This window comes from Anaerostipes stercorihominis (assembly GCF_057535655.1).
This window is the reverse complement of the sequence record NZ_BAAJCL010000016.1, coordinates 25116-48055: the sequence shown is the minus strand read 5'-3', so window position 1 is coordinate 48055 and position 22940 is coordinate 25116. Positions and strand designations below refer to the sequence as shown.

The window sequence follows — 22940 nt, the reverse complement described above, 5'->3', positions numbered from 1 at the left end:
CAGCTTCTTTCAGATTTTGCCTCACGACAAACACACTTGCTGTTCAGCTATACACTTCCCACTATCTGGGCATGTTCGGGACTTACACCCGTTAGAGTTTGCCCATGCTGGGCAAACAAATACAAAAAGAACCATAAAAATGGTCCTTTTTTATATTTTTTAATTTTTTGCTCTGCAATCAAATGCCGGATTAAACGCATAAAAGTTTTTAGAATCCAAATGATCCTGTACAATTCTCAGTGCTTCACCGAATCTCTGGAAATGAACAATTTCCCGCTCTCTTAAAAAGATCAGCGGATCTCTGACATCCGGATCCTTGATCAGGCGTAGCAAATTGTCATAAGTCGTCCGGGCTTTCTGCTCGGCGGCAAGGTTTTCACTTAAATCGGTGATTGGATCACCTACTGACTGAAACATTGTGGCGCTGAACGGTTCTCCGCTGGCTGCCTGAGGCCAGACTCCGGCTGTATGATCAACATAATACTGATCAAACCCTGAGGCAACAATCTGTTCCGGTGTCAGATCTCTGGTCAGCTGATGAACAATGGTACAAACCATCTCCAGATGTGCCAGTTCCTCCGTTCCAACATCGGTCAAAACTCCGCAGACTTCTTTATAAGGCATCGCAAACCGCTGAGAAAGATATCTCATGGACGCTCCCAGCTCACCGTTAGGCCCTCCATACTGACTGATAATCAGTTTTGCCATCTGAGGATCTGTCTTTTTTATGCGAATGGGATATTCCAGACGTTTTTCATAATTCCACACTCTAACATCCTCCTTTCATCCAAGGCCAAGGCGTGGTTGCCCAGGTAAATGTTTCCCCAATTTCCGCAGTATCAATGGTTAAAGGCTCAAAATATTGGGCATACTCTTTCATAGCCTTGTTTCTGGCGCTTTGATACTGCTTAAAATGATTGATTGCCTCTAAATCATTGGGATGCGTATCCAAATATAAGGTTGTATCCACCAACGCAAAACTAACTGCATTGATATAATCCAGCAATTTCTTTTGATCGTATTGATTCACCTGCGACACGCCCCCTTTCCATAAAACGGCTTATTGAGTTCCGGAAAAATTGTACCGTATTGCAATCCTTCCTCCGGACAATAAACCTGATTCCAATGCTGCCACGGAACATACTGCATCGCAAGAGCCATAGAATCTACACCGTCATGATGATGGTTCCAGCCTCCGCCGCACCGTTGTCCAGACTCGTCAAAACCATTCCTTACATCATTCATTCGGTTCCTTTGACAGGAACAATCTCGATTATGATATCGCTCCACCAATTTTCTCCTTTCTTTCTCTGTAATATCATTTTATGTTTACGGTATTAGAGTGTGCAGATTCCATAGAAAAATACAAAAAAAGGGGAGCATTCTGCTCCCTGAATCTTATGAAACTTCTTCTTGACTTAATTTTTTTGCTTCATCAAATTGTTTTTTCATGATTTCACTCGGCTCTTCTGTACAAAGGCTCACAATCATAATCAGAGCTGAGGAAATGATAAATGCCGGAAGCAGACAATAAATTTCAAAAATACCTCCCAGCTTGGCAAAAGTTAACGGCCAAACCAATGCGGTAATTCCACCGCTTAACATCCCGGCTACCGCACCTTTTAAATTGGTACGTTTCCAAAACAGTGAAAACAATACCAGCGGTCCAAACGCTCCGCCAAATCCTGCCCATGCATTCTCAACCAAACCAAATACTGAACTATTCTCATCCATTGCAATGACAATCCCAACGAGAGCAATTACAATAGTTGTAATTCTTGATACCATTAACACATGATTTTCTTTCACTTCCCGTTTTAAAAGCCCCTGAAACAAATCTTTCGATACACAAGAGGATGCAATCAAAAGCTGAGAATCTGAAGTGCTCATGGTTGCTGCAAGAATTCCTGATAAAATCACTCCTGCCATAAAGAGCGGAAGAATGCCATGGAACAAATGTGTTGTCATATAAATAAAAATTCTTTGATTTCCGTTGCCGGCAAGTTCTGCAACATTTGGATACAGCGCGGCACCTGTAAAACCGATACACACTGCCACACTTAAAGAAATCAATACCCAGACCATTGCAATATTCCTTGATTTCTTTACTTCTTGGGGATCGCGGATTGCCATAAACCGAACCAGAATATGAGGCATCCCAAAATAGCCAAGCCCCCACGCAAGACCAGAGAGAATCGGAATCACACCTTGTGAAACCGCATGCCCTGTCGCCGGATCATGATATTTCATCACATCAAAAAAGCCCTCCATGCTCTTTCCGTAATCTACCACATTTCCGATTCCTCCAGCTGCTGTCACTCCCACAGCCAAAACAATAACTATGGCGAAAGACATTAAGAGCCCCTGAATTAAATCTGTAGTACTTGCGGCAAGGAACCCTCCCAATGACGTATAAATTACAATCACCGCAGCACACACAATCATACTTGCGCGGTAATCCAGTCCAAAAACAGAGTTAAATAAGGTCCCGCATGCTGCAAAACCAGAAGCCGTATAGACAGTAAAAAATACCAGAATCATTACCGCAGAAATACTGCTTAAAATCTTTTTGTCATCCTGAAAGCGATTGCTGAAAAAATCCGGCACAGTTATGGAATTATCAGAAACTTCTGTGTAATGCCGCAAACGTTTTGCAATAATTTTCCAGTTTAAATAGGTTCCCAAAATCAATCCGATTGCAGTCCATCCTGCCTGACTAAATCCTGTCGCATAGGCAAGTCCCGGAAGTCCCATCAGCAGCCAGCTGCTCATATCCGAAGCTTCCGCACTCATAGCGGTCACCCACGGTCCCAGACCTCTTCCTCCCAAAAAATAATCTTCTGACGTCTTATTCTTTTTACTGTAAATGACTCCAATCCACACAACGACCGCCATATAAAGAATCATGGCAATTAAAATCGGCGCATTCATATTATCTTTCCTCCTCTTTCATAAATATTTTCCTAATCTTAGAACAAATTATGATACAGGAAAGTGAAAACTTTCCCAGTATCACGAAAAAGAACCAAGTCTCCCTGACTTGGTCCCAAAGATCGTTTTATATTTTAGCATAATCTTAACAAAAATGCAAATTACTCTAAATTTTATATGAGCGCTTTTCTCTTTAATTTACTTTTTCCGGCATTACAATTGCTGCCACAATATAAATGAGAAACCCGGTTCCCGTGGTGCAAAGAAGTGTCGTCACAATTCTTACCAAGGTAGGATCTACATCAAAATATTCCGCCAATCCTCCGCAAACTCCTGTGATAAACCGATCTTTTCTGGATTTATATAATCTTTTTGCACTCATAAGGTCTCCTCTCCTTTTCCTTTCTTTCCGATAAATTCTATGGTGACATCTCCGCTTCCAGTATCAATCTCAATTGATTTTCCCCGATGTTCCTTTAATTTATACTCTGTACTGTCAAAGTGTGTTCCTCCAAGGTTCACATCCCCACTTCCACAGTCTATCTCATAATCGTAATTTTGCAGCTCCCCTGCAAGCCTCACCGCAACATCCCCTGATCCGGTATCAATCTCCAATTTCTTCGTTTCAACACCACCAAGGGCTATATCACCGCTTCCGCAATCTATAGAGACTTCTCCCGCAGAAAGCTTTTCTGCGGAAATTTCCCCACTTCCACAATCCAAAGACACTTCCTTTAATGACATATCCTTTGGAATGGTTAATGTTGTTTCTCCTCCCATGCCAATTCCAAAGAATCGGAAGCCAAGACGTTTCCTTTGAACCTTTAATTCTCCGTCTCTATTTTTTGTGCCTTCATCCATGAACGGCTGCTTCTTACAACAATTTTGTCGCCCTCTCCCTGCACAATACGCACCGTGCCGCTTCCGGCTTCCAGATCTATTTTCTGTATGTTCTGCTGGTCAAACTGATATTCCTGTACTCCCGATGTTCCGACTGCAATTCTTCCGATTTGTGCGGAAATTCCGGGAATGCGGGCTCCCATGGAAAATGCCGCAATGATACATCCAATTCCCAAAATAGAGACTGCCATCGTAATCACCAGACAAATCTTCATAAAACGTTTCATGCCTTCTCCCCTCCTTTTCCAAAAATTCTGCGGATCATCTTAACAATCCATTGAAGAAACCTCGGCAAAACCGATCCAATAAGCCAAACCCACAGCATCACCAGAAGCAGTCCTGCTGCCATCATCAAGCATCCGCCTCCTGCGATCATCAGACCATACGGAAGGGAACTGAACATCTTAACAATTCCTGCTACTAAGGTTCCAATTCCTGCTGCAAGCAATCCGATGCCTCCTCCCCCAAGTGCGAAAAAAATACCGATCATTCCTCCTGTCAATCCAAGCAGTCCCCCACCGACCCCGAAAATCAGAGCTGCTGCTGCCGGAAGCAGCCACCCTCCTGCTAAAACAATAATTAAAATCAGCAACAGCAGATTTTTATTTCGATCGCCTTTAAAATGCCAGCTTTCTTTTCTTCTTTTTCTCATCACTGGATTGGAATCTTCATATTTCTGATTATGATACCCATCTTCCCGATATTCCCCTTCTCCTTCGTTCCCTCTGACAGAATCCCGAATCATTGCAGCCACTGTCTCGGGGTTTCCAAGCTCCCGGATCACTTCCTCTTCCTTCCGTGGTCCCGCTTCCTCAAAGTAGTTTTCATAATATTCCAGAGCTTCTTCCCTTTCTTCTTTTGGAAGATCCCATAAAAGTTCCGAAAGCTTTTTTAAATATTCTTTTCGGTTCATACCTTTTCTCCTCCTTCAAAAATCCCTGATATTCTTTCCGAATAATTCTTCCACTCTTTCCGGTACAGATCAAGCTGCACGGATCCCTCTGCCGTTATTTTATAATATCTTCGATTTCTTCCTCCAAACTGTCTGTCGTAAACCTCCAGACAATGATCCTTCTTTAATCTTCGCAATACTGGGTACAAAGTTGACTCCAAAACCTCCCTTACATCCTGCGTAATCCGATATCCGTAGGTGCCTTCGCTTTCTCTTGAAACAACCGCTAAAACAACGGCATCTAAGAGCGCTGCTCCTGTATTAAAAACCATTGGCATCCTCCTTCTATACTTCTAACAATATTATTCGTGGTTTAATACTATATGTCATATAGTATTATACTTCTCATATTTTATCAATATAATTTTTTGACCTTCCTCTTTCACAAACGCTCAATTTTCTGTGGAAAATCTTAACTTTGGAATCATGTAATCAGGTTGTTGCACAAAAACAAGAAACGGAGGCTTTTATCATGAATCAAGCGAATTTTGTTGTTGATACAGAAAAATGCACAGGCTGCGGAAAATGCGTGAAGGTTTGCCCCGGAGGAATTCTTTCTCTGAATCAATCAAAAAGGGCTGTGATTGCTGATTTCGAGGAATTTGGCTGGAACGGTTGTTAGAAAGCCGGAACATATTTTGAACTGCTTTGTGCTTCCCGTGGTCTTGGAGCTGTAATACTGACATTTCCTCTTGGGGCATTGGAACAAAGCCATATTCATCGGCTGCACTTTTAGAAGATACGAAATAAACGCACATAATTACCTGTTTTCGGGATTGATGCGCCGCCCCGCTTGCGAAACAAAACTCCGGACTGCACTTCTAGGAGTCAAAATGCAATCCGGAGTTTTGAAGATGTTCCAATTTTATTTTAAAACGGTTTTCAACTGGTCAACCGCTTTCTTACTGGTCCTGCTCTTAAGATCCTGATAATCAAAAAATGCAAAACCATCTACGTTTTTCCTGCGCCCGTACTCCACCTGTTTTTTCAAAATTTTGGTGTCGTAACGCCACTCTTTCTGTTCTGCACGATTTTGCCCCACAGAATGTCCTGCGCGGTAAACTGCAATTCCTATGTATAATTTCACCTTTTTGCTCTTTGCCGCCTTTACCCAACGGTTGGTGACCTTATCAAATTTCGCTGTCGGATGCCGAAAACCCCAGTAAATCTGCGGACATACATAATCTACATATTTCGTAGACTTCAGCCAGCGATTGATATCAACATAGTAGGAATATTTACTTGTAAGATTATCTATATTTCCAGCCGGGCTGATTCCGTAAGTAACCGTCGGATCAATTTTTTTGATCGCTTTTTTCATTTCAGAAACTAAAGTATTCACCTGTGCCCGACGGTAAGTATAAATGCTTTTTTTCTTCTTTTTATAGGAAGATTTTTTATATTCTTTTGCGTCGAAAGCAGTTTTGACATTTCGCTTTGTAAACGACGGATAAAAATAATCATCCATATGGATGCCGTCCACCTGATAATTTTTCACAATTTCTTTTGCCCCATTTATAATCAGCGTGCGAACTGCCTTTTTCGATGGATTATAATACAGACTTCCCCCATACGACAAAACATTTCTTCTGGTGGATTTTCTGGCATGCCATTTTCTTGCCGGGTTATTTTTTGATAATTTTTTATAATTGACAGATCCTGTTGTAACACGATATGGATTCACCCATGCTTCAATCTTCATTCCATTTTTATGCGCCACATCAACCATAATTTTCAAAGGATCAAACCCGGGGCTTCTTCCCTGTTTCCCGGAAATATATTTTGACCATGGAAAATATTTTGATTTATAAATTGCATCCCCGAATGGACGAACCTGCACAATCACCCGGTTCATTCCCAGACTCTTGCCCTTTTTCACAACTCCCGTAAAATAAGAGCGGAAATTGGATGCAGTCCTTCTTTTATACTTGGCGCGATAAGCATCATAATCATAGAAAGAAAACCAGAACGCTTTGTATTCCTCCTGATCTGACGATGTTCTTCCAATGAATTGAGAATTCCTCACGACCGCCGTATCGGATCTGTTTGCCGCCTCAATGACCGTCTGACTGCAAAGATTTGCAAACATCGCGCTGACCACAAGCAACGCCAGCCACTGCATCTTTCCTAATTTCATACTTTTTCTTTCCTCCCTGCCTCTTCCCTGTTATGCCCACTGAAAATGTTCACAGGCTTTTTGAATTCCATCGTCAACATTGGATGCCGTTACATAATTTGCCATGTCCTTGAGATCCTGACACCCATTTCCCATAGCAATGGAAAACCATTCCGGACAAAACATATCCATATCGTTATAATCATCTCCGAATACAACAACATCTTTAATATCTGCATTTAAATGCTGCATCATATTTAAAATTCCGCCTCGTTTATTGTCCGGCTGGAACATCAAATATTCCGGTTCAAATCTCAGATGCCCAACCAGTTCCTTTGTCGTCAGCCTCTCTTCTTCCTCTGAGGGAATTGCTATATAAATTTTATAAATTGCATCTACAGATTCAATTTCCAGATTATCGTCAATAATATAGCGTGTCGGCTCTTTTCTCTTCCCAACCTGTCTTAAAAATTTGTCATCGGTCATATAAACATCTTTGCTGTCATCCAAAGCAACACACCATCCGTATCCCAGCTCTTCTGCCTGATGAATAATCCGGATGCATCCTTCTTTATCCAACGGAAGATTCTCTACCAAGATTCCATCAATCACAATGCCGTTTCCCCCGCAGCATACCATATTTCTAAACCCGTTGGCATCTGTAAATTTCCTAGCTTTATAATGGGCCCGACCTGTGGCAATCGCCACAAAATGTCCGTTTTCTTCCAATTTTTTTAATGTCTGTCTGGCGCTGGGCACAATCTCCCCTGTCGCTCTATCTGTTAACGTTCCGTCAATGTCAAAAAAGAAATATTTTTTTTCCATGTTGCTTCCTTTCTTACTTTTTGTATTTTTTTACGGAGAAACTCCGGTTTCTCTATCTTTGCAGTGACCTCAGCTGTTCATAAAAGGTTGGATAAGACACATCTACACAGTCCGAATCTTCAATCACCGTCTCCCCCTCTGCATTCATTCCTGCAATAGAAAATGTCATAGCAATTCTATGGTCATAATGACAGTGAATCTTTGCTCCGTGAAGCACATTTCCTCCCCGAATGATCATGCCATCCTCCGTTGCTTCTGCATCTGCTCCCATCTCCACCAGATGATTTACCGTCAGAGCAATGCGGTCCGACTCTTTTACTTTTAACTCTTCTGCGTCTTTGATCACTGTTTCTCCCTGAGCAAAAGCTGCTAAAAGCGCAATGACCGGAATCTCATCAATCAACGTAGGAATTACATCTCCTTCGATCACAGTGCCTTTGAGCCTGCTGGTCTTCACCACAATGTCTGCTGTCGGTTCTCCTCCATTTTCCACAAGATTTTCTAAAGTGAGATCCGCTCCCATTGCCTTGCAAACCTTCAAAATCCCATCTCTCGTAGGGTTGATTCCGACATTTTTTAAACGGATACAGGAATTTGGCGTAATTAATCCTGCCACGATAAAAAAGGTTGCGGAAGAAATGTCTCCAGGTACTGCAATCTCTGTGGCTGTCATTTCCTTTGGAGGCGTAATTTTTGCAGTTGTTCCCTGGGAAACCACCTCTACCCCAAAAGAACGAAGCATTAACTCCGTGTGATTTCTGGAAAGCGCCGGCTCTGTGACGCTGGTTTCTCCGTCCGCATACAGCCCAGCCAGAAGAACACAAGATTTCACCTGCGCAGATGCCACAGGAGAGTTGTAATGAATTCCATGAAGCTTCGCTCCTTCAATTTTCAAAGGTGCACATCCGTTATCAGCGACACTGGAAATTTTAGCGCCCATCTCTTTTAACGGTTTTATAACCCGTTCCATTGGGCGCTTATTTAAAGATTCATCCCCCGATAATGTAGTTTCAAATTCCTGCCCTGCCAAAATTCCCGAAATCAACCGTGTTGTAGTTCCGCTGTTTCCCACATCCAAAACCTCCATCGGTTTTTTCAAACCGTAGAGCCCGTTTCCATGTACGGTAACCTCTGTACCTTCCTGTTCAATGGAAACTCCCATTTTCCGAAAACAGTCAATTGTCGCCAGACAATCCGCTCCCGCAAGAAAATTGCTGATCCGTGTGGTTCCTTTTGCAAGTGAACCAAACATAACGGCTCTGTGACTGATAGATTTATCGCCCGGAATGGATAATTCTCCCTGAAGTCCTTTGCTTTTCGTAAGTTTCATATCTATTTCCTCTCATATATCCTATAATTCTTATCTCGTAAAATCTTCTTTGCCTTCTTTGCGGACTCCTCATCATACAGCATAATCTTGAAGACGCCCTCCTCAAACTCCCGGTTATGGATAATTCCAATATTTTTAATACTGACATGATTCAATGCCAGTAAGGTCGTTGTCGTAGCAATCGTACCAGGTTCATCCGGAATATCAATAAAGATTTCATAATTTTTCTCCATTAAACCAATGGCGCTGTCCGGCACAGAATCCCTGTATTCTCCTGCCTCTTTAAAATAATCGTTCAAATATTGGTGATCTTCCTGATCCAACGCCTCAATAATCTGATCCATATGATTTCTTGCTTTTGTAAGAAGCTGCTTGATATTCTCCTTATTGGAAAGAGAAATCTGTTCCCATACAACCGGAGATGATGATGCAATTCTCGTAATATCTTTAAATCCTCCCGCAGCCAGCTGCTTTAATATTCCCTGATCGGTATCCATCTCTTTAACAATATGTACGAGCTCTGCGGCAATAATATGAGGCACATGGCTGATTGCTGCAGTAAATGCGTCATGCTGCTCATATTCCAGAATAATGGTCAAAGCCCCAAGTTCCTCAATAAACCCGGTAAATTCCCGAACTTTTTCCTCGCTGACCTGTTTTGTCGGCGTAATAAAATAATATGCATTCTCTACCAAACGGTCCGAGCTATAGGAAAACCCCGCTTTCTCAGAGCCCACCATCGGATGACCTCCAATAAAGCAAGCCTCCATTCCCAGTTCTTCAATCTCTTGATGAATTTCTCCTTTTACACTTCCCACATCTGTTAAAATACAATCTTTCTGAATTGAATTTTTTAAATCTTTTAAATACCTTATATTATATTGAACCGGTGCACATAAAAATACATAGCTACAATCTGAAAAATCCTTTTTGCAATCTGCCGCTATCTTATCAATGATACCTTCTTCTAAGGCCTTCCGCACGGTTTCCTCATCTTCATCCAAACCAATCATCTTATAATTTGGAAAGACTCTGCGAATTCCCTTTGCAATGGAACCTCCGATTAGTCCAAGTCCAATAAAACCAATGGTAAAATTGCTGTCTGTCATCTTTTTTCTCCTTAAGTTCTTCTTTTTATTTTACCGTCCGCATTTTAAAAAGTCAACACTTTTTCACTTTAAAGGAACAGAGTGTAAATTTCTCTAAAAATCATCCTGTCAAATCTTTGGATGAAACCTGTTTTTTTCTGATAATTCCTCAATTTTCTATTGAACCCCTGAAAAAAATGATTTATCATAAAACTAAGAATTGTATCGACAAACCGCCAAAGGAGTTCCTCTTATGTTTGAAAAAGCTGTTATTTATGCAACCAATGCCCATGCCGGGCAGACCCGCAAAGGGACCAATCTCCCATTCATCATCCATCCCATGGAAGTTGCCTCCATCGTGGCGGCTATGACACTGGACGAGACGATGATGTGTGCCGCTGTTCTCCATGACGTTGTGGAGGATTGCAAAGATGTTACGATTGAAGATATTCGCCGGGAATTTGGCGATGTCGTTGCTTCCTATGTCGATCAGGAAAGTGAAGACAAAAGCAAAACATGGCTGGAACGAAAAGGTCACACCATTGAATTCCTAAAAACCAAAGCTTCCAGAAATGCGAAAATCCTTGCTTTAGGGGATAAACTTGCCAATATTCGCGCAATTTCCAGAGACTATCGGATTCTTGGCGAAGAATTATGGCAAAGATTTCATATGAAAGATAAAAACACACAGGGCTGGTACTATCAGGGTATGATTGAAGGTTTTGAAGAGCTGAAAGAATATCATGAGTTTACAGAATATTGTGATTTGGTAGAACAGGTATTCGGGAAATACATTCCGCAGACACAATAAAATCGGCATGTCACCATGCCGATTACTTTAGGAGCGCCAAATTATTTCAATACCAATGCAGGAAGCTGCGACATATTTAAAATAACAGCATCTGCCCCTGCCTCTAAAAATGTTTTTTCCACGTTTTTACAGAGACATTCTTTTTCTTCTTTATCAAGCGCCAAATATTCATCCTGAGACAATCCCATTTCAGAGCTTCCCTCAATGACACCAATGGATTTTACTCCTGCATTTTTTCCCTCCAGAATATCAGAAACCGTGTCTCCTACCTTCACAACATTTTTTACAGACATCACGCCAAGAGCTTCCATATTCTTAAATACCATATACGGATATGGACGTCCTTTGGAATGAACAGCATCGGGACTGGCCCATGCATCTGGTTCATATCCGCCCAATTTAGCTCCTTTTGTGACAATCTCCATCATCTTATCAGTATATCCTGTGGTGGATCCAATTTTAATTCCATTGGCACGAAGCTCATGAACTGCATCTAAAACATAAGGCTTTACATCTGTAAACTGGTCCAAAACACTCATTAGCTTACTCTCATAGACCTGATACATTTTTTGTACATCGGATTCCTCAGACGGGCGTCCGTACACTTCTTCCCAGAGCCCCGCGATACGATCCATTGCAAGCATGGTGCGAATATGTTCAATTTTCAGCATCCCCATCGGCTTTCTGACCTCTTCCATAGTTGGCTCAACTCCAAACTCACGGAATACTTCTGTAAATGCCTGTACCGGAGCAAAACATCCAAAATCAACCGTCGTGCCTGCCCAGTCAAAAATAACTGCTTCCACCTTATTTCCCATGTTGATGTACCTCCAAAAACTCTTTCATGATATTGCACAGTGCGTCCACATCTTCTTTGTAAATTTCTCCGATATTTCCGATTCGGAAGGTTGCTGCCTCCGTAACTTTTCCCGGATAAATCGCATATCCCCGTTCTTTTATATATGCATACATTTCTTCAAAGGTAAATTTTGCATCCTCTGGAAAGAAAAACGTGGTGATAACCGGTCCCTGATGTTCAAGATCAATATAGGTTTTCAATCCCAGCTCACCAAATCTACGAATAATTTCCCGATTATTTTCATAATAGCGTTTTGATCTTGCCAAAATTCCGCCTTCTTCTTCCAGTTCCTTCATTGCCTGTGCAAACGCAAGCACTGTGTGAGTCGGAGAAGTAAATCGCCATTTTCCGTCTTTGTTCATTGTCTCCCACTGATCATAAAGATCTAAAGATAAGCTTCTTGCCTGTCCTTTGGTTTTCATCAGCGCCTCTTTTTTGGCAATCACAAAGGAAAATCCCGGAACCCCCTGAATGCATTTATTGGCACTGCTGATTAAAAAATCAATCCCAAGCGTCTCCACCGGAATATCCACACCTGCAAAGCTGCTCATCGCATCAATTACCATCGTACGTTTTTTGCTCTTTACAACTTTGGTCACCTCTTCAATCTCATTTAAAATACCGGAAGTGGTTTCACTGTGTACCATAGATACATGTGTAATCGAATCATCCTGATCCAGAATCTCTCCGATCTTTTCTGCATCGGGAACTTTATCATAATCCTGATGATAAACCGCATACGTGAGCCCCGCATGCTTTGCAATGTCTTCCATACGCTCTCCGTATGCGCCGTTTGCTACAATTAACAGCTTATCTTCTGTTCCTACGGAACTTGTCAATACAGATTCCACACCAAAGGTCCCGCTTCCCTGCATAAGAACTACCGTATAATTTTCTTCGCTGGCATGGGCGAGCTTTAACAGCCCGCTCCTGATATCCAGAGTAATCTTTTTATAATCATCATCCCATGTACAATGATCAAACATCATAACTTTTTTTACCGTATCCGTTGTAGTCAGCGGTCCCGGTGTCAACAACTTGTATTTCATCTTTTACCTCTTACTTTTTTATTTTCCCATTGCTTTCTCTGATAATTCCTGATGTTTCTCCAGTAAATCCAGAGTCAGCTTTTCTTTAAATTCTTTTGGATTTCCTGATTTTTGTTCTTTATCTTCTGTTTCCCCTTTATAGAGCGGTACCGGATAATTTTTAATCAGCTCGGATCTTCCTTTTTTAATAATGCACTCTGCCATTTCCATAGCCAATTTGCTCTTATCGCTGTCTTCTTTGTCCAATACTGCCACAGATTCTGTCAAAGTAAAGTTTCCTTCGGCCGGATCAACATAATCAATCGGAAGTCCGTCTTTCTTGTCTGCTACCGCTTGCTGTCTTAAACCAAATCCAATAGCAACTTCTCCGGCTCTTACTTTTTTAATCGGACCGGATCCGGAATCTTCAATATGATCGCCTGCATTTTTATAAATATCTTTTAAGATATTCTGCGCTTCTTTTTCTCCATATTCAGATACAAGACCCTGAATTAGTAACCATGCAGTTGAAGATGCCTTTACATCTGTTACGGAAATATATCCCTTATACACAGGCTTTGCAAGATCCTTAATGGACTTCGGAGTCGGAAGCTTTTTCTCTTTCATAACTTCTGTATTCAAGATTAAAGTTCCCTCCTGTGCGGTAATCGGAGATTCATATTTTTCAAACTTGCTTTCATCATTTAACCCCCGATCAAAGGTAAGATCCTGAAACATCTTATTTTTTTCCTGAGCGCTCTCCACATAAAACGTACTCATTGTAATCATGTCTGCTTCCAGATTCTTTCCTTCTGCAATCAATTTTCCTCCAAGCTCTGATGTACCAAAGGTCTGGAATACATACTTTCCTTTATATCCATTCCCATCCAGCGTTTTTTTCATGGCGTCAACCGCCTCATCATCGGCATTGGAATAAATAATAACCTTGTCACTTCCTTTGTCTTTGCTGCTGCATCCTGCCGCAAACAACCCGGTTACTCCAAGCATCGCTGCCATAACTGCAACCGATACTCTCTTCATCAACTTTCTCATAATTGCTTCTCCTTATTTATTTTTTCTTTTTTTATTTGCCAACCATTGAAATACATATTTCGCAATGATGTTGGTTGCTAAAATTAACAGTGATAATACAAACACTTCATTAAACTTATTGTAGTATTGAAGTTCTTTGATCTTTGTGGTGATTACCATTGTCCTTGCTCCCGCAATGAAAATGACCGCACTGATCGTTACCATCGCGTTAACAAAATAGTAGCTGAACACCTCAAGAATTGTTCCCATCGCGTTGGGTGTGACTACGCGGACGATCGTTTTCACCCAGTTATCTCCCATCAGCATCGCCGTGGTTTCCCATGATGCATTCATTTTGGAAAGTGAATTTTTTACCATAAGATACGGAGTGGAAAAATAATGAATGACATCACAGATAATAATTAACAAAAAGGTTCCCTGCAAACCAGTTCCTGAAAAAGTCAGCATAAATGCAATACCCAATACCATACCCGGAATTGTATTAATCACTAACGCCGTTCCTTCAATCAAACCTTTTAGTTTTCCGTTTAACGTACTTCTGGCGGTCACCAGTGCCGCTCCATAGCTAAGCAACACTCCCACAACGGCTGTGGCAGCTGCCACAAACAAAGAATTTGTATAAACACCCAAAAGATTCGGATCCTGAAAGACTGCAGTCACATGATCCAGCGTAAAACTCAGTCGGTATGGCCACTCTTCCACAAAAGGAATTACAAAAATCACTGCAAAAATGGAAAGCATGACCAGCATAATACAGGCACTTACAACTCCAAAGGCTCCGTCTCTTACATAATTCCTTTTTAACTCCACTGCCGAGATCTTATGATAGCGGATATTATATTTTTCCAGCCATTTCAGGACAAGAATACTGATCACCGAAGGCATTAACATGACGATGGCAACAACAGCCCCCCGGCTGAAATCAGGAATACTTCCCAGCATTTCCTGATAAAGAATTCCTGCAATGGTATCAACTCGCCCTCCCACAGATGCCGGAATACCAAAATCTGTGAAACTCAAGAAAAAGGACTGTATCATAGAGGTTGCCAAAGTTCCCCATAACGGTCTTAATACAGAGATATTGAAATTAGAAATCGCATGGTCGCCCATAAGTTTTGATACTACGCCAAATTTCTTATCAATATATCCCATTGTGTTATAAATCAGCATAAATGCCGTCGGGATTGTATAAATTACATATCCAAGTGTCAGTCCCGGAAAACCATACATATAGAACTCATGCCCGAACAGCCGTGTCAGAAGTCCCTGCTTTCCAAAAGAATAGATAATTGCAAATCCATAAGTAATGGTTGGAAGCAGCATCGGAAGCAATGCTACCCAATTCACAATCTTTTTCCACCATCCCGGTACGTTTGTATAATAAATTGTGTATGCAAGTAAAAATGCAAGAATTGTGGTAATCAGTGCACTTGTCAGGGAAATGGTAATACTATTCTTCAATGCAGTCAAAAATCCTGCCTCACTTAAAAGTTCGGAAAAATATTTTAAAGAGAAACTGCCATCCCCTAAAAATGCCTGACTTAAAAGTTTCAGAAACGGAACCAGCAAAAATGCTGCAAAAATCGCCATGGTTACCGTGAAAATCACTTTGATTTCAATATTTTTTTGTTTCATTGTTTTGATCTATCCTGTAATTTTAAGAAACACGGATGTCCTTTCTCTGATTTTCTTCTTCTCCTCCAAATAATGTAAAAATGTTATTTTTCTTAATTCTCAGCTGATTTAAAATAAATTTTTCAACAAATTCATCACTTGGTTTGTTAATAATTTCATTTGGATGTCCAAACTGCGCAATCTTTCCCTTATTTACAATTAAAACACGATCTGATAATGTAAGGGCTTCTTCCGGATCATGGGTGACAATGATCGTCGTTAAATGAAATTCCTTGGCAATCATCTTAATCCGGTCTTTGATTGATTCTTTGATCACGCCGTCCAAAGCGCTCAACGGTTCATCCAAAAGAAGAATTCTCGGTTTCATTACCATCGTTCTTGCCAAAGCAACCCTCTGCTTTTGTCCTCCGGACAACTGTTCAATTTTCTTTGATAAATGTTCTCTTAATCCCAAAAGATCAATCAATTCCTCTACTTCTTCCTTTGAAGAAATATTCGGTTTATTTTTTAATCCATATGTAATATTCTTATAAACATTTAAATTCGGGAACAATGCATAGTCCTGAAATACAATATTAAAGCCTCGTTTCTCCATCGGCAAATCGGTCATGTCCTCACCGTTATAAAAAATCTTTCCATCATTTACATCGGTAATTCCAAGAATTAAATTTAACAGTGTTGTTTTTCCGCATCCAGATGGTCCCAAAATGGAAACAATCTCACCCTCTTCAATTTCCAGATTAATATCATCTAATACTACGGTATCATCATACGATTTTTTTATATGCTCCAGCTTCAACATAACATTACGACTCCTTTTTCTTACTTGCAGCATTTCTTTTGCTGCATTTCTCAAACACAATCCAATTATAGCAATGACAATTTTTGCAAACTATCACAAAAAAATAAAAATCACGTAAAGTTATTGTAAAACTTCACATGATTTTTACTTTGCAAACTTGTTGTAAAATTACAAGCTTTCTATTTTTCGGTTCCATACGCCTTATTTTGAATCACCTTACTGCTTCGGTCCAAACTTTTCTCATATTTTTGATCATCGGAAACCAGCAGTCCCATGTAGATCATATCAACCAACACCAACTGTGTCGTTCTGGAAAAAATTGCATCCCCGTAAAACAGCTGCTGCTGACTGGTGCAGATCAGCAAATCTGCATATTGGCTAATCAAAGAATCTTTGAAATTGGTCATCACAATGGTTGTCGCTCCGCTTTTTTTCGCTTCTTTCATGTTTTCCACCGTATCCTGTGAACATCCGGAATAGGAAATTCCGATTGCCACATCCTCCTTGGTCAGATTACTGGCACAGATTCTCTGATGATAGATGTCATCCATATGTCTGCAGTTTAAACCAAGATATAATAGTTTAGTTAAAAGATCTCTGGCAATGACATTGGAATTTTCCACACTGTAAATATCGATCATACGCGCCTTTTTCAAAACTTCTATGACTTTTCGATACGTTTTCATAGAAATATTTTTCAAATTTTCTTCCATAAGCCGCGATGTTGTTGTGACAATCTTTCCCGGAATGTCCTCCAGACGATCTTCTTTGCTCAGGGAATATCCGTACAAAGGAGAAATCTGCACATCTTTTTCTGATCGGGCAAGCTCTTCCAGCACCGCGTAGCGAAATTCTTTAAATCCCGGAAATCCTATGGCTTTCAGCATACGCAACACCGTCGGCTGACTGACGCCGCCGCCCTTTGCCAAATTTCCAAGTGACATTCTCGGCACCTGTTCAAAATTCTGCATGATATAGTCCGCCGCTTTCTGTTCTGACGTGCGCATATCTCCATACTTTGTTTCTATTAATAAAATCAGTTCACTTTTCATATCTGCTCCTGTAATTTTGCTACAAACACTTTGTAGCGCTTCTTTCCTTTTCTTTCTCATCTATTGTAACAAATCCAAAGAGCATTCAAAGACAAAGTTTGTTAAATTTGAGTAAAGATATCTCCAAAAATCAAGCACGAAACTCTTTTACCATCAATAAGACTGCCATTGCCAACAGCCCGCTGCACAAAAAGATTGCTTTTTCTCCAACCCAACCGGAAAGAAAGGTCCCGATCACCGCGCCCAAAATAAAACATGCTGTAATTCCATAATATTTCAAACTTTTATCCCGCAGCTTTTTATCCTTTTGGGAAGCATACTGAAAAAGGGATTCAGTGCCGCTTCTTAAGTTCCCAGTACACATGGTGCTGGCAAAGGGATGACCGTGAACCCGCCGAAATGCCTCCACCTGCATTGCGCAGACAAAAGAAATTAATACATTGGCGATCACATCATATCTCCCCCTGGGAAGCAGTCCAACCACCAAAAGAAGGACAATTTCCAGCACTACAATTCGCTGTCTCCAATGAATTCGATGTTCCTCTTTATAGATCTTTTTAATCAGTTCCACCAGCAATACTCCCAATGCAAATGCCAGAATCGGCACGAAATAATAAAAAGCCTGTTCAAACGCTCTTTTTTGAAGATTCACGCCGAGCAAAACAATATTCCCAGTCTGTGCATTGGCAAAAACGTGTCCCCTCAGCAAATAGCTGTATGCATCTAAAAAACCTCCTACCACTGCAAGAATTGCAGACAGAAAAAAACTTTCTGACATCTGAAGCCGATCTTCCATTACATTTCCACTTCCTCTCCCATGGCATAAAACGCTTTCAAAAACCGGATCATGCTTTCCAGATCCTTTGTTCCCGCCGTTTCATAAGCAGAATGCATGGCAAGCTGAGGAAGTCCGATATCTGCGGCCTGCATGGACACCTGCCCCATAAAAATATTTCCAAGGGTAGAACCTCCCGGCAAATCCGAACGGTTAAAAAACACCTGATACGGAATCTTTTCTTTTTTGCAGAGATATTTCACCAGTGCAGCAGACCTTGCATCCGTCGTATATTTTTGCGATGCATGATATTTTAATACCAGCCCCTGATTTAAATACGGACGATTGGACGGATCCGTTTTTTCTGCCATGTTCGGATGCACCGCATGGGCGTTGTCTGCCGATATAAGAAAACTATTTGCCACGGCTCGAAAATAATCCTCCTGTGTTTTTCCCAATCCTGCCATAATTCTTTTCAGTATATCTGCTCCAAAGGTTGATCCCGCCCCCTGCTTTGTGCTGCTTCCAACTTCCTCGTTGTCAAAAATACAGCACATGTTCATATAGTCCGCCGATTTTTCCTGAAGAAAGGCTTTCAGCGACGCAAATACACATTCCAGATCGTCCAACTTGGCAGATGCCACCAGTTCTTTGTTCAGCCCCAACACAGTACCTGCCGTCCTCTGATATAAAAACAAGTCATACGACAAAATCTGTTCCTTTTTTACACCAGTCTCTCGGGCAAGCAATTTCAAAAATGCCTGTTTCTCCTGTGTACATCCCAGAAAAGGAAGAAGATCCTTCTGTGGATTTCGCTGCGCCGCTTCTCCTTTTGTCATATGAATTGCCAAATTGGGAATGATAAATAAATCTCGATCAAGGTTCACTAACCGCTCTCTGATTTTTCCTGTTTCTTCTATTATAATACGCCCTGCCGCGGACAGCGGACGGTCAAACCATGTCTCCATAATCATCCCGCCATATTTTTCTGTATTCAGCTTTACATATTGCCCCTCCACATGGATCTCCGGAGACTCTTTGATCCGAAAGGCAGGAGAATCGCTGTGACTTGCCGTCATATGAAATCCCAGAAACTCTTTGTCCGGTATGCGAAATGCAATCACAGAGCTTCCGTTTCTGGTCACAAAATAATCTCGTCCTCTCAAAAGGTTCCACTCATCCTTTTCATTTAACTGGCAAAATCCTGCTTTTAAAAGCTCTCTGCGGATGTTTTCCACCACATGAAAACAGCTTGGACTTTTTCTGATAAACTCTAACAATTCTTGGATCGTTTCTTCCACTTTTTTGTACCTCCTCGATGTTTCTTATAATCTACAGTCTTACCGCACAATGACTCCCTGCTGTGAAATCGCTTCCTTTGCTTCCTGCTCAATGCCATCATCCGTAACAATGAAATCAAATTCGCTGATTTTAGCGAAAGAACACACCGTCTTTGTCCCGACTTTGCTACTGTCGCACAGCAGATACCTCCGATTGCCGATTTTCATCATTTCCCGCTTGATCTCCGCATTATCCAGATTCGGAGTGGTAGCTCCTTTTTGAATCGAAAGAGCGTTGGTTGTCATAAAAACTTTATCTACTGACAACTCCTGCAAAGAACGAATTCCCATGCCTCCCACAGTGCATTCAAAAGAAGTCCGGACCCTCCCTCCCAGCAAAATCAGATGAATCTCCTGGAATTTCTGTAATTTTAAAGCAATCTGAAGATCATTGGTTATCACCGTCAGCTCCCGAACATCTGACAATAATTGTGCCAGTTCCAGAGCCGTTGTCCCGCTGTCCAATAAAATTGTGTCGCCATCTTTAATTTCATTCCTTGCCTTTCTGGCAATGGCCTCTTTCGCCTTCTTATGTTTTTCTCGGCGCGAGGAGATCGAATCCTCCCCAAACACCGGATCTTCCTTTAAAATTGCTCCTCCGTGAGTCCTTGCAAGCAGTCCCTTTTGTTCCAGTTCAGTCAAATCAATGCGAATCGTTGTTCCGCTCACTCCAAATTTCTTAATCAGTTCCGTGTTGCTGACTCTTTGATTTTGTCTTAGCATGGCTAAAATCTGTTCCTGCCGTTCTTCTGCAAACATCTGCTCCCTCCTTTGCACATATATTATAGAAATCTTATCATATCTTTTCAAGAACTTCCAGCCGCCCCGGAAACATTTCGTACCGCACAATTAAGAAAAACAATCAAAGAATAACTTTTTTACTCCGAACTGCTAAAAAATAAAAAAACAAAGAAAACAGAAAAGCTGCCGAAAAGAAAATATCTTCTTTCCGACAGTCAGTCTCTCAATCATTCCTACACACTCTTTAAGCTTTTGCTTCTTTTATTTTTTCTATAATCTTTTCGTATTGTTCTCCCGCCATAAAGTTATCCACCGAAAAATGCACTGCATTCGGTCTGACAGCCTTCGCTCTTGACGTTAATGATTCATGGGTTACCACCACATCAACATCTTCCGGCAAGTCCGGAATTGACACATTCTTCACTTCAATATCATCAAATCCCGCTTCTTTCATTTTATTTCTGAGAATCGAAGCGCCCATAGCACTTGAACCCATTCCCGCATCACATGCAACGAAAACTTTTTTAATGGTCCGGTTTTTAAAATCTGCCTCAACTTCTTTGACAGATTCCTTTCCTTCCTCTTTCATCTGATTCTTCTTTTCCAGAGCATCATCATAATCATCTCCGCCTTTTGATATCTTTAAGATCAGGGCTCCTACACCGAAGGACACCGCCGTAGATAACAGCATTCCTGCAATGATCGGAATATAATCAGATTTTGGTGCCACTGCCAGTACAGAAAAATAACTCCCCGGCGATGCAGTTGCTACCAATCCACACTGAAATGTCTGAAAAATAAAGTTACCGGACACTGCTCCGCAGATGGATGCAAGGATCATTTGTGGTTTCATTAAAATAAATGGGAAATATGGCTCGTGGATTCCCCCAAAAGCATGAATAATCGCAACTCCCGGCGCTGTTCGTTTCGCAGTTCCTGTTCCAAAAAAACTATATGCCAGCAATACACCCACACCCGGTCCCGGATTTGGCTCTAAAATAAACAAAATAGATTTTCCGGCTTCTGCCGCCTGCGCAATTCCAATAGGTGATAAAATCCCATGATTAATTGCGTTATTTAAGAATAATACTTTGGCAGGTTCAATAAATACGCTGGCAAACGGTGTCAATCCTTTCGCAATAATCCAATTCACTCCCCCGGATAAAACTGCATTTAATGCCTGTACAAATGGTCCGATTGCGAAATATGCAGCTAATACTAAAAAAATTCCAAGAATTCCACAGGAAAAATTATTTACAATCATCTCAAATCCGGGCTTAATTTTTCCTTCAAACAGTTTATCAACCTGTTTCATACATAACGCCGCAACCGGTCCCATAATCATCGCTCCCATAAACATAGGAATATCTGATCCGACAATCACTCCCATGGTTGCTGCCGCTCCAATCACGCCTCCACGATCCCCATAAAAATTCTTACCTCCGGTATATCCGATCAAAACAGGTAACAAATACGTCAGCATGGGGGTAATCAATTTTGCAATTTTGGCATTCGGCGCCCATCCTGTTTCCAAAAAAATTGCCGTAATCAATCCCCATGTAATGAACGCTCCAATATTCGGCATAACCATGCCGCTTAATACTCCCCCAAATTTTTGAATCTTGGCACGAAATCCTGTCTTCCCGTTTTCCATTACCTTTTTCCTCCTTTACATTTTTTTCACCACTTTTTCTTTCAGCGACTCATTCCCAATTTTTACAATCTTCACCGCCATCTTTCCATCATGCCCGGTTGCCAGCACTTCCTCGTCATTTAAAATTGCATTTACAAAAGCGGTATCCTCTGCCACATAAGCATCTTTAAAAAGATAGGTCCAGCTGCGCATTGCCGGTCGTTTTACATCATGATGCTTTGTACAGGTCATAACTTTTTTCTCATGAACATCCCCCAATGAGATCACCCCTTCTGTTCCGAGAATTTCCACTCTTGCGTCATATCCGTACTGCACATACTGAGCGCCTTCTACGATGCCCTGCATTCCATTTTCAAATTCTACACTCATAATGACATTGTCATAAAAATCTGGATACTTTTCTGCAATTTCTTTATTGCGATAATTTCCTCCAATGACGTACAGACTGGAAATTTCACTTCCGGTAAACCAGCGGACCGTATCGATATCATGACTGCACACTTCGCCAAGCGGACCGTTGCTGACGGAAATATCATACATCCATTCCTTTGGTTTGCTTGGTCCTCTGGTATGAGATCTTACTGAAACAACTTCTCCAATTTCTCCTGCTTCAATGATTCTCTTGGCTTCCTGAAAACTTTCATCAAAACGACGCATAAATCCAATTTGAAGCTTTACTTTATGTTCTCTTGCCGCCGCGATCATTTCATCGCATTCCTCTTCGTTCATTGCCATCGGCTTTTCACAAAAAATATGCTTTCCCGCCCGGGCTGCGGCAACTGCGATTTCTTTATGAAACTTTGTGGGACATGCAATGATTACCGCGTCAATTTCCGGATTTCGCATCACATCCTCATACTCTTTATAAGATAACGCAACGCCCAGCTCCTTTGCCGCTTCCTCTGCTACGGATCCGACAGGATCACAAACTGCTATGATTTTCCCGCCCGGTACGCTTCCGGCAAAATTACGCCCGTGGATCATTCCTGCTCTGCCGGAACCAATCAGGCAAACTTTTACTTCCTGTTTCATTCTTTTGATTCCTCAC

At 41.3% G+C, this 22940-nt stretch carries 26 protein-coding genes; 2 read left to right on the top strand and 24 right to left on the bottom strand.

Features of this window, described 5'->3' with window-relative positions:
- Positions 1–159: 159 nt before the first annotated feature.
- The 9 genes from AC27EF_RS12195 to AC27EF_RS12155 all read right to left on the bottom strand — a co-directional run bounded on the left by AC27EF_RS12195 (position 160) and on the right by AC27EF_RS12155 (position 5055).
- Entirely contained in the window at positions 160–768 is a 609-nt protein-coding gene (locus AC27EF_RS12195; protein WP_487111060.1) for a manganese catalase family protein, read from the bottom strand.
- A 1-nt stretch (position 769) separates the two neighbouring features.
- Positions 770–1030: a spore coat protein CotJB gene (locus AC27EF_RS12190; protein WP_487111059.1), complete on the bottom strand. Its 261-nt coding sequence runs from the start codon at positions 1028–1030 to the stop codon at positions 770–772.
- Positions 1027–1290, bottom strand: coding sequence for a spore coat associated protein CotJA (locus tag AC27EF_RS12185; RefSeq protein ID WP_487111058.1), 264 nt, complete (start codon positions 1288–1290; stop codon positions 1027–1029). The genes AC27EF_RS12190 and AC27EF_RS12185 overlap by 4 nt, the downstream gene beginning before the upstream one ends.
- Positions 1291–1398: 108 nt before the next feature.
- Positions 1399–2931: a sodium/proline symporter PutP gene (gene putP / locus AC27EF_RS12180; protein ID WP_487111057.1), complete on the bottom strand. Its 1533-nt coding sequence runs from the start codon at positions 2929–2931 to the stop codon at positions 1399–1401.
- 193 nt (positions 2932–3124) lie between these two features.
- The gene (locus tag AC27EF_RS12175; RefSeq protein WP_487111056.1) at positions 3125–3313 is read right to left on the bottom strand and encodes a PspC domain-containing protein; all 189 of its coding nucleotides are present in this window, start codon (positions 3311–3313) and stop codon (positions 3125–3127) included.
- Positions 3310–3792 (bottom strand): DUF4097 family beta strand repeat-containing protein, encoded by a 483-nt coding sequence (locus AC27EF_RS12170; protein WP_487111055.1) that lies wholly within the window; start codon positions 3790–3792, stop codon positions 3310–3312. Before AC27EF_RS12170 ends, AC27EF_RS12175 begins: the two co-directional genes overlap by 4 nt.
- Entirely contained in the window at positions 3756–4058 is a 303-nt protein-coding gene (locus AC27EF_RS12165) for a hypothetical protein (protein ID WP_487111054.1), read from the bottom strand. The genes AC27EF_RS12170 and AC27EF_RS12165 overlap by 37 nt, the downstream gene beginning before the upstream one ends.
- Entirely contained in the window at positions 4055–4744 is a 690-nt protein-coding gene (locus tag AC27EF_RS12160) for a DUF1700 domain-containing protein (RefSeq protein ID WP_487111053.1), read from the bottom strand. Before AC27EF_RS12160 ends, AC27EF_RS12165 begins: the two co-directional genes overlap by 4 nt.
- Complete coding sequence (locus AC27EF_RS12155) at positions 4741–5055, bottom strand: PadR family transcriptional regulator (protein ID WP_487111052.1); 315 nt, start codon at positions 5053–5055, stop codon at positions 4741–4743. The genes AC27EF_RS12160 and AC27EF_RS12155 overlap by 4 nt, the downstream gene beginning before the upstream one ends.
- A 146-nt stretch (positions 5056–5201) precedes the next feature.
- Between AC27EF_RS12155 and AC27EF_RS12150 the strand changes: the two genes are divergently transcribed.
- A complete protein-coding gene (locus AC27EF_RS12150) occupies positions 5202–5405 on the top strand; it encodes a 4Fe-4S dicluster domain-containing protein (protein ID WP_487111051.1) in 204 nt (67 codons plus the stop codon).
- 243 nt (positions 5406–5648) lie between these two features.
- Here AC27EF_RS12150 and AC27EF_RS12145 read toward each other — a convergent pair whose 3' ends face one another.
- Genes AC27EF_RS12145 through AC27EF_RS12130 form a run of 4 tightly spaced genes read right to left on the bottom strand, consistent with a single transcriptional unit; the run spans position 5649 to position 10163 of the window.
- Positions 5649–6920 (bottom strand): glycoside hydrolase family 10-like protein, encoded by a 1272-nt coding sequence (locus tag AC27EF_RS12145; RefSeq protein WP_487111050.1) that lies wholly within the window; start codon positions 6918–6920, stop codon positions 5649–5651.
- 30 nt (positions 6921–6950) lie between these two features.
- Positions 6951–7724: an HAD hydrolase family protein gene (locus tag AC27EF_RS12140; protein WP_487111049.1), complete on the bottom strand. Its 774-nt coding sequence runs from the start codon at positions 7722–7724 to the stop codon at positions 6951–6953.
- A 52-nt stretch (positions 7725–7776) separates the two neighbouring features.
- On the bottom strand, positions 7777–9054 hold the full coding sequence (gene aroA, locus AC27EF_RS12135) for a 3-phosphoshikimate 1-carboxyvinyltransferase (protein WP_487111048.1): 1278 nt from the start codon (positions 9052–9054) through the stop codon (positions 7777–7779).
- A gap of 2 nt (positions 9055–9056) precedes the next feature.
- On the bottom strand, positions 9057–10163 hold the full coding sequence (locus AC27EF_RS12130; RefSeq protein ID WP_487111047.1) for a prephenate dehydrogenase/arogenate dehydrogenase family protein: 1107 nt from the start codon (positions 10161–10163) through the stop codon (positions 9057–9059).
- Between the two features lie 232 nt (positions 10164–10395).
- Here AC27EF_RS12130 and AC27EF_RS12125 point away from each other — a divergent pair, with 232 nt between their 5' ends.
- The gene (locus AC27EF_RS12125) at positions 10396–10953 is read left to right on the top strand and encodes an HD domain-containing protein (RefSeq protein WP_487111046.1); all 558 of its coding nucleotides are present in this window, start codon (positions 10396–10398) and stop codon (positions 10951–10953) included.
- A 41-nt stretch (positions 10954–10994) separates the two neighbouring features.
- Here the strand turns inward: AC27EF_RS12125 and phnX are convergent, their stop codons facing one another.
- The 11 genes from phnX to AC27EF_RS12070 all read right to left on the bottom strand — a co-directional run bounded on the left by phnX (position 10995) and on the right by AC27EF_RS12070 (position 22924).
- Positions 10995–11771, bottom strand: a complete 777-nt coding sequence (gene phnX / locus AC27EF_RS12120) for a phosphonoacetaldehyde hydrolase (protein WP_487111045.1) — start codon at positions 11769–11771, stop codon at positions 10995–10997.
- Positions 11761–12861 (bottom strand): 2-aminoethylphosphonate--pyruvate transaminase, encoded by a 1101-nt coding sequence (locus tag AC27EF_RS12115; protein WP_487111044.1) that lies wholly within the window; start codon positions 12859–12861, stop codon positions 11761–11763. The genes phnX and AC27EF_RS12115 overlap by 11 nt, the downstream gene beginning before the upstream one ends.
- A gap of 18 nt (positions 12862–12879) precedes the next feature.
- Positions 12880–13893, bottom strand: coding sequence for an extracellular solute-binding protein (locus AC27EF_RS12110; protein WP_487111043.1), 1014 nt, complete (start codon positions 13891–13893; stop codon positions 12880–12882).
- 12 nt (positions 13894–13905) lie between these two features.
- Positions 13906–15528, bottom strand: coding sequence for an ABC transporter permease subunit (locus AC27EF_RS12105; RefSeq protein WP_487111042.1), 1623 nt, complete (start codon positions 15526–15528; stop codon positions 13906–13908).
- 22 nt (positions 15529–15550) lie between these two features.
- Positions 15551–16330 (bottom strand): ABC transporter ATP-binding protein, encoded by a 780-nt coding sequence (locus AC27EF_RS12100; protein ID WP_487111041.1) that lies wholly within the window; start codon positions 16328–16330, stop codon positions 15551–15553.
- Positions 16331–16509: 179 nt separating this feature from the next.
- Positions 16510–17382, bottom strand: coding sequence for a MurR/RpiR family transcriptional regulator (locus tag AC27EF_RS12095; protein ID WP_487111040.1), 873 nt, complete (start codon positions 17380–17382; stop codon positions 16510–16512).
- 130 nt (positions 17383–17512) lie between these two features.
- Positions 17513–18178, bottom strand: coding sequence for a YoaK family protein (locus tag AC27EF_RS12090; RefSeq protein ID WP_487111039.1), 666 nt, complete (start codon positions 18176–18178; stop codon positions 17513–17515).
- Positions 18178–19458 (bottom strand): M18 family aminopeptidase, encoded by a 1281-nt coding sequence (locus AC27EF_RS12085; RefSeq protein ID WP_487111038.1) that lies wholly within the window; start codon positions 19456–19458, stop codon positions 18178–18180. Before AC27EF_RS12085 ends, AC27EF_RS12090 begins: the two co-directional genes overlap by 1 nt.
- 39 nt (positions 19459–19497) lie before the next feature.
- Positions 19498–20256 carry a DeoR/GlpR family DNA-binding transcription regulator gene (locus tag AC27EF_RS12080; protein WP_487111037.1) on the bottom strand — a complete coding sequence of 253 codons (759 nt, stop codon included), beginning with the start codon at positions 20254–20256 and terminating at the stop codon, positions 19498–19500.
- A 226-nt stretch (positions 20257–20482) separates the two neighbouring features.
- The gene (locus AC27EF_RS12075; RefSeq protein WP_487111036.1) at positions 20483–21892 is read right to left on the bottom strand and encodes a PTS mannitol transporter subunit IIBC; all 1410 of its coding nucleotides are present in this window, start codon (positions 21890–21892) and stop codon (positions 20483–20485) included.
- Positions 21893–21907: 15 nt separating this feature from the next.
- A complete protein-coding gene (locus AC27EF_RS12070; protein WP_487111035.1) occupies positions 21908–22924 on the bottom strand; it encodes a Gfo/Idh/MocA family oxidoreductase in 1017 nt (338 codons plus the stop codon).
- Between the last annotated feature and the right edge of the window lie 16 nt (positions 22925–22940).

Bases quoted from the DNA above. Each gene is read 5' to 3' on its own strand.
- putP (WP_487111057.1), bottom strand. From the start codon at position 2,931: ATGAATGCGCCGATTTTAATTGCCATGATTCTTTATATGGCGGTCGTT.
- AC27EF_RS12175 (WP_487111056.1), bottom strand. From the start codon at position 3,313: ATGAGTGCAAAAAGATTATATAAATCCAGAAAAGATCGGTTTATCACA.
- AC27EF_RS12170 (WP_487111055.1), bottom strand. From the start codon at position 3,792: ATGGATGAAGGCACAAAAAATAGAGACGGAGAATTAAAGGTTCAAAGG.
- AC27EF_RS12165 (WP_487111054.1), bottom strand. From the start codon at position 4,058: ATGAAACGTTTTATGAAGATTTGTCTGGTGATTACGATGGCAGTCTCT.
- AC27EF_RS12160 (WP_487111053.1), bottom strand. From the start codon at position 4,744: ATGAACCGAAAAGAATATTTAAAAAAGCTTTCGGAACTTTTATGGGAT.
- AC27EF_RS12155 (WP_487111052.1), bottom strand. From the start codon at position 5,055: ATGGTTTTTAATACAGGAGCAGCGCTCTTAGATGCCGTTGTTTTAGCG.
- AC27EF_RS12145 (WP_487111050.1), bottom strand. From the start codon at position 6,920: ATGAAATTAGGAAAGATGCAGTGGCTGGCGTTGCTTGTGGTCAGCGCG.
- AC27EF_RS12140 (WP_487111049.1), bottom strand. From the start codon at position 7,724: ATGGAAAAAAAATATTTCTTTTTTGACATTGACGGAACGTTAACAGAT.
- aroA (WP_487111048.1), bottom strand. From the start codon at position 9,054: ATGAAACTTACGAAAAGCAAAGGACTTCAGGGAGAATTATCCATTCCG.
- AC27EF_RS12130 (WP_487111047.1), bottom strand. From the start codon at position 10,163: ATGACAGACAGCAATTTTACCATTGGTTTTATTGGACTTGGACTAATC.
- AC27EF_RS12125 (WP_487111046.1), top strand. From the start codon at position 10,396: ATGTTTGAAAAAGCTGTTATTTATGCAACCAATGCCCATGCCGGGCAG.
- phnX (WP_487111045.1), bottom strand. From the start codon at position 11,771: ATGGGAAATAAGGTGGAAGCAGTTATTTTTGACTGGGCAGGCACGACG.
- AC27EF_RS12115 (WP_487111044.1), bottom strand. From the start codon at position 12,861: ATGAAATACAAGTTGTTGACACCGGGACCGCTGACTACAACGGATACG.
- AC27EF_RS12110 (WP_487111043.1), bottom strand. From the start codon at position 13,893: ATGAGAAAGTTGATGAAGAGAGTATCGGTTGCAGTTATGGCAGCGATG.
- AC27EF_RS12105 (WP_487111042.1), bottom strand. From the start codon at position 15,528: ATGAAACAAAAAAATATTGAAATCAAAGTGATTTTCACGGTAACCATG.
- AC27EF_RS12100 (WP_487111041.1), bottom strand. From the start codon at position 16,330: ATGTTGAAGCTGGAGCATATAAAAAAATCGTATGATGATACCGTAGTA.
- AC27EF_RS12095 (WP_487111040.1), bottom strand. From the start codon at position 17,382: ATGAAAAGTGAACTGATTTTATTAATAGAAACAAAGTATGGAGATATG.
- AC27EF_RS12090 (WP_487111039.1), bottom strand. From the start codon at position 18,178: ATGGAAGATCGGCTTCAGATGTCAGAAAGTTTTTTTCTGTCTGCAATT.
- AC27EF_RS12080 (WP_487111037.1), bottom strand. From the start codon at position 20,256: ATGTTTGCAGAAGAACGGCAGGAACAGATTTTAGCCATGCTAAGACAA.
- AC27EF_RS12075 (WP_487111036.1), bottom strand. From the start codon at position 21,892: ATGGAAAACGGGAAGACAGGATTTCGTGCCAAGATTCAAAAATTTGGG.
- AC27EF_RS12070 (WP_487111035.1), bottom strand. From the start codon at position 22,924: ATGAAACAGGAAGTAAAAGTTTGCCTGATTGGTTCCGGCAGAGCAGGA.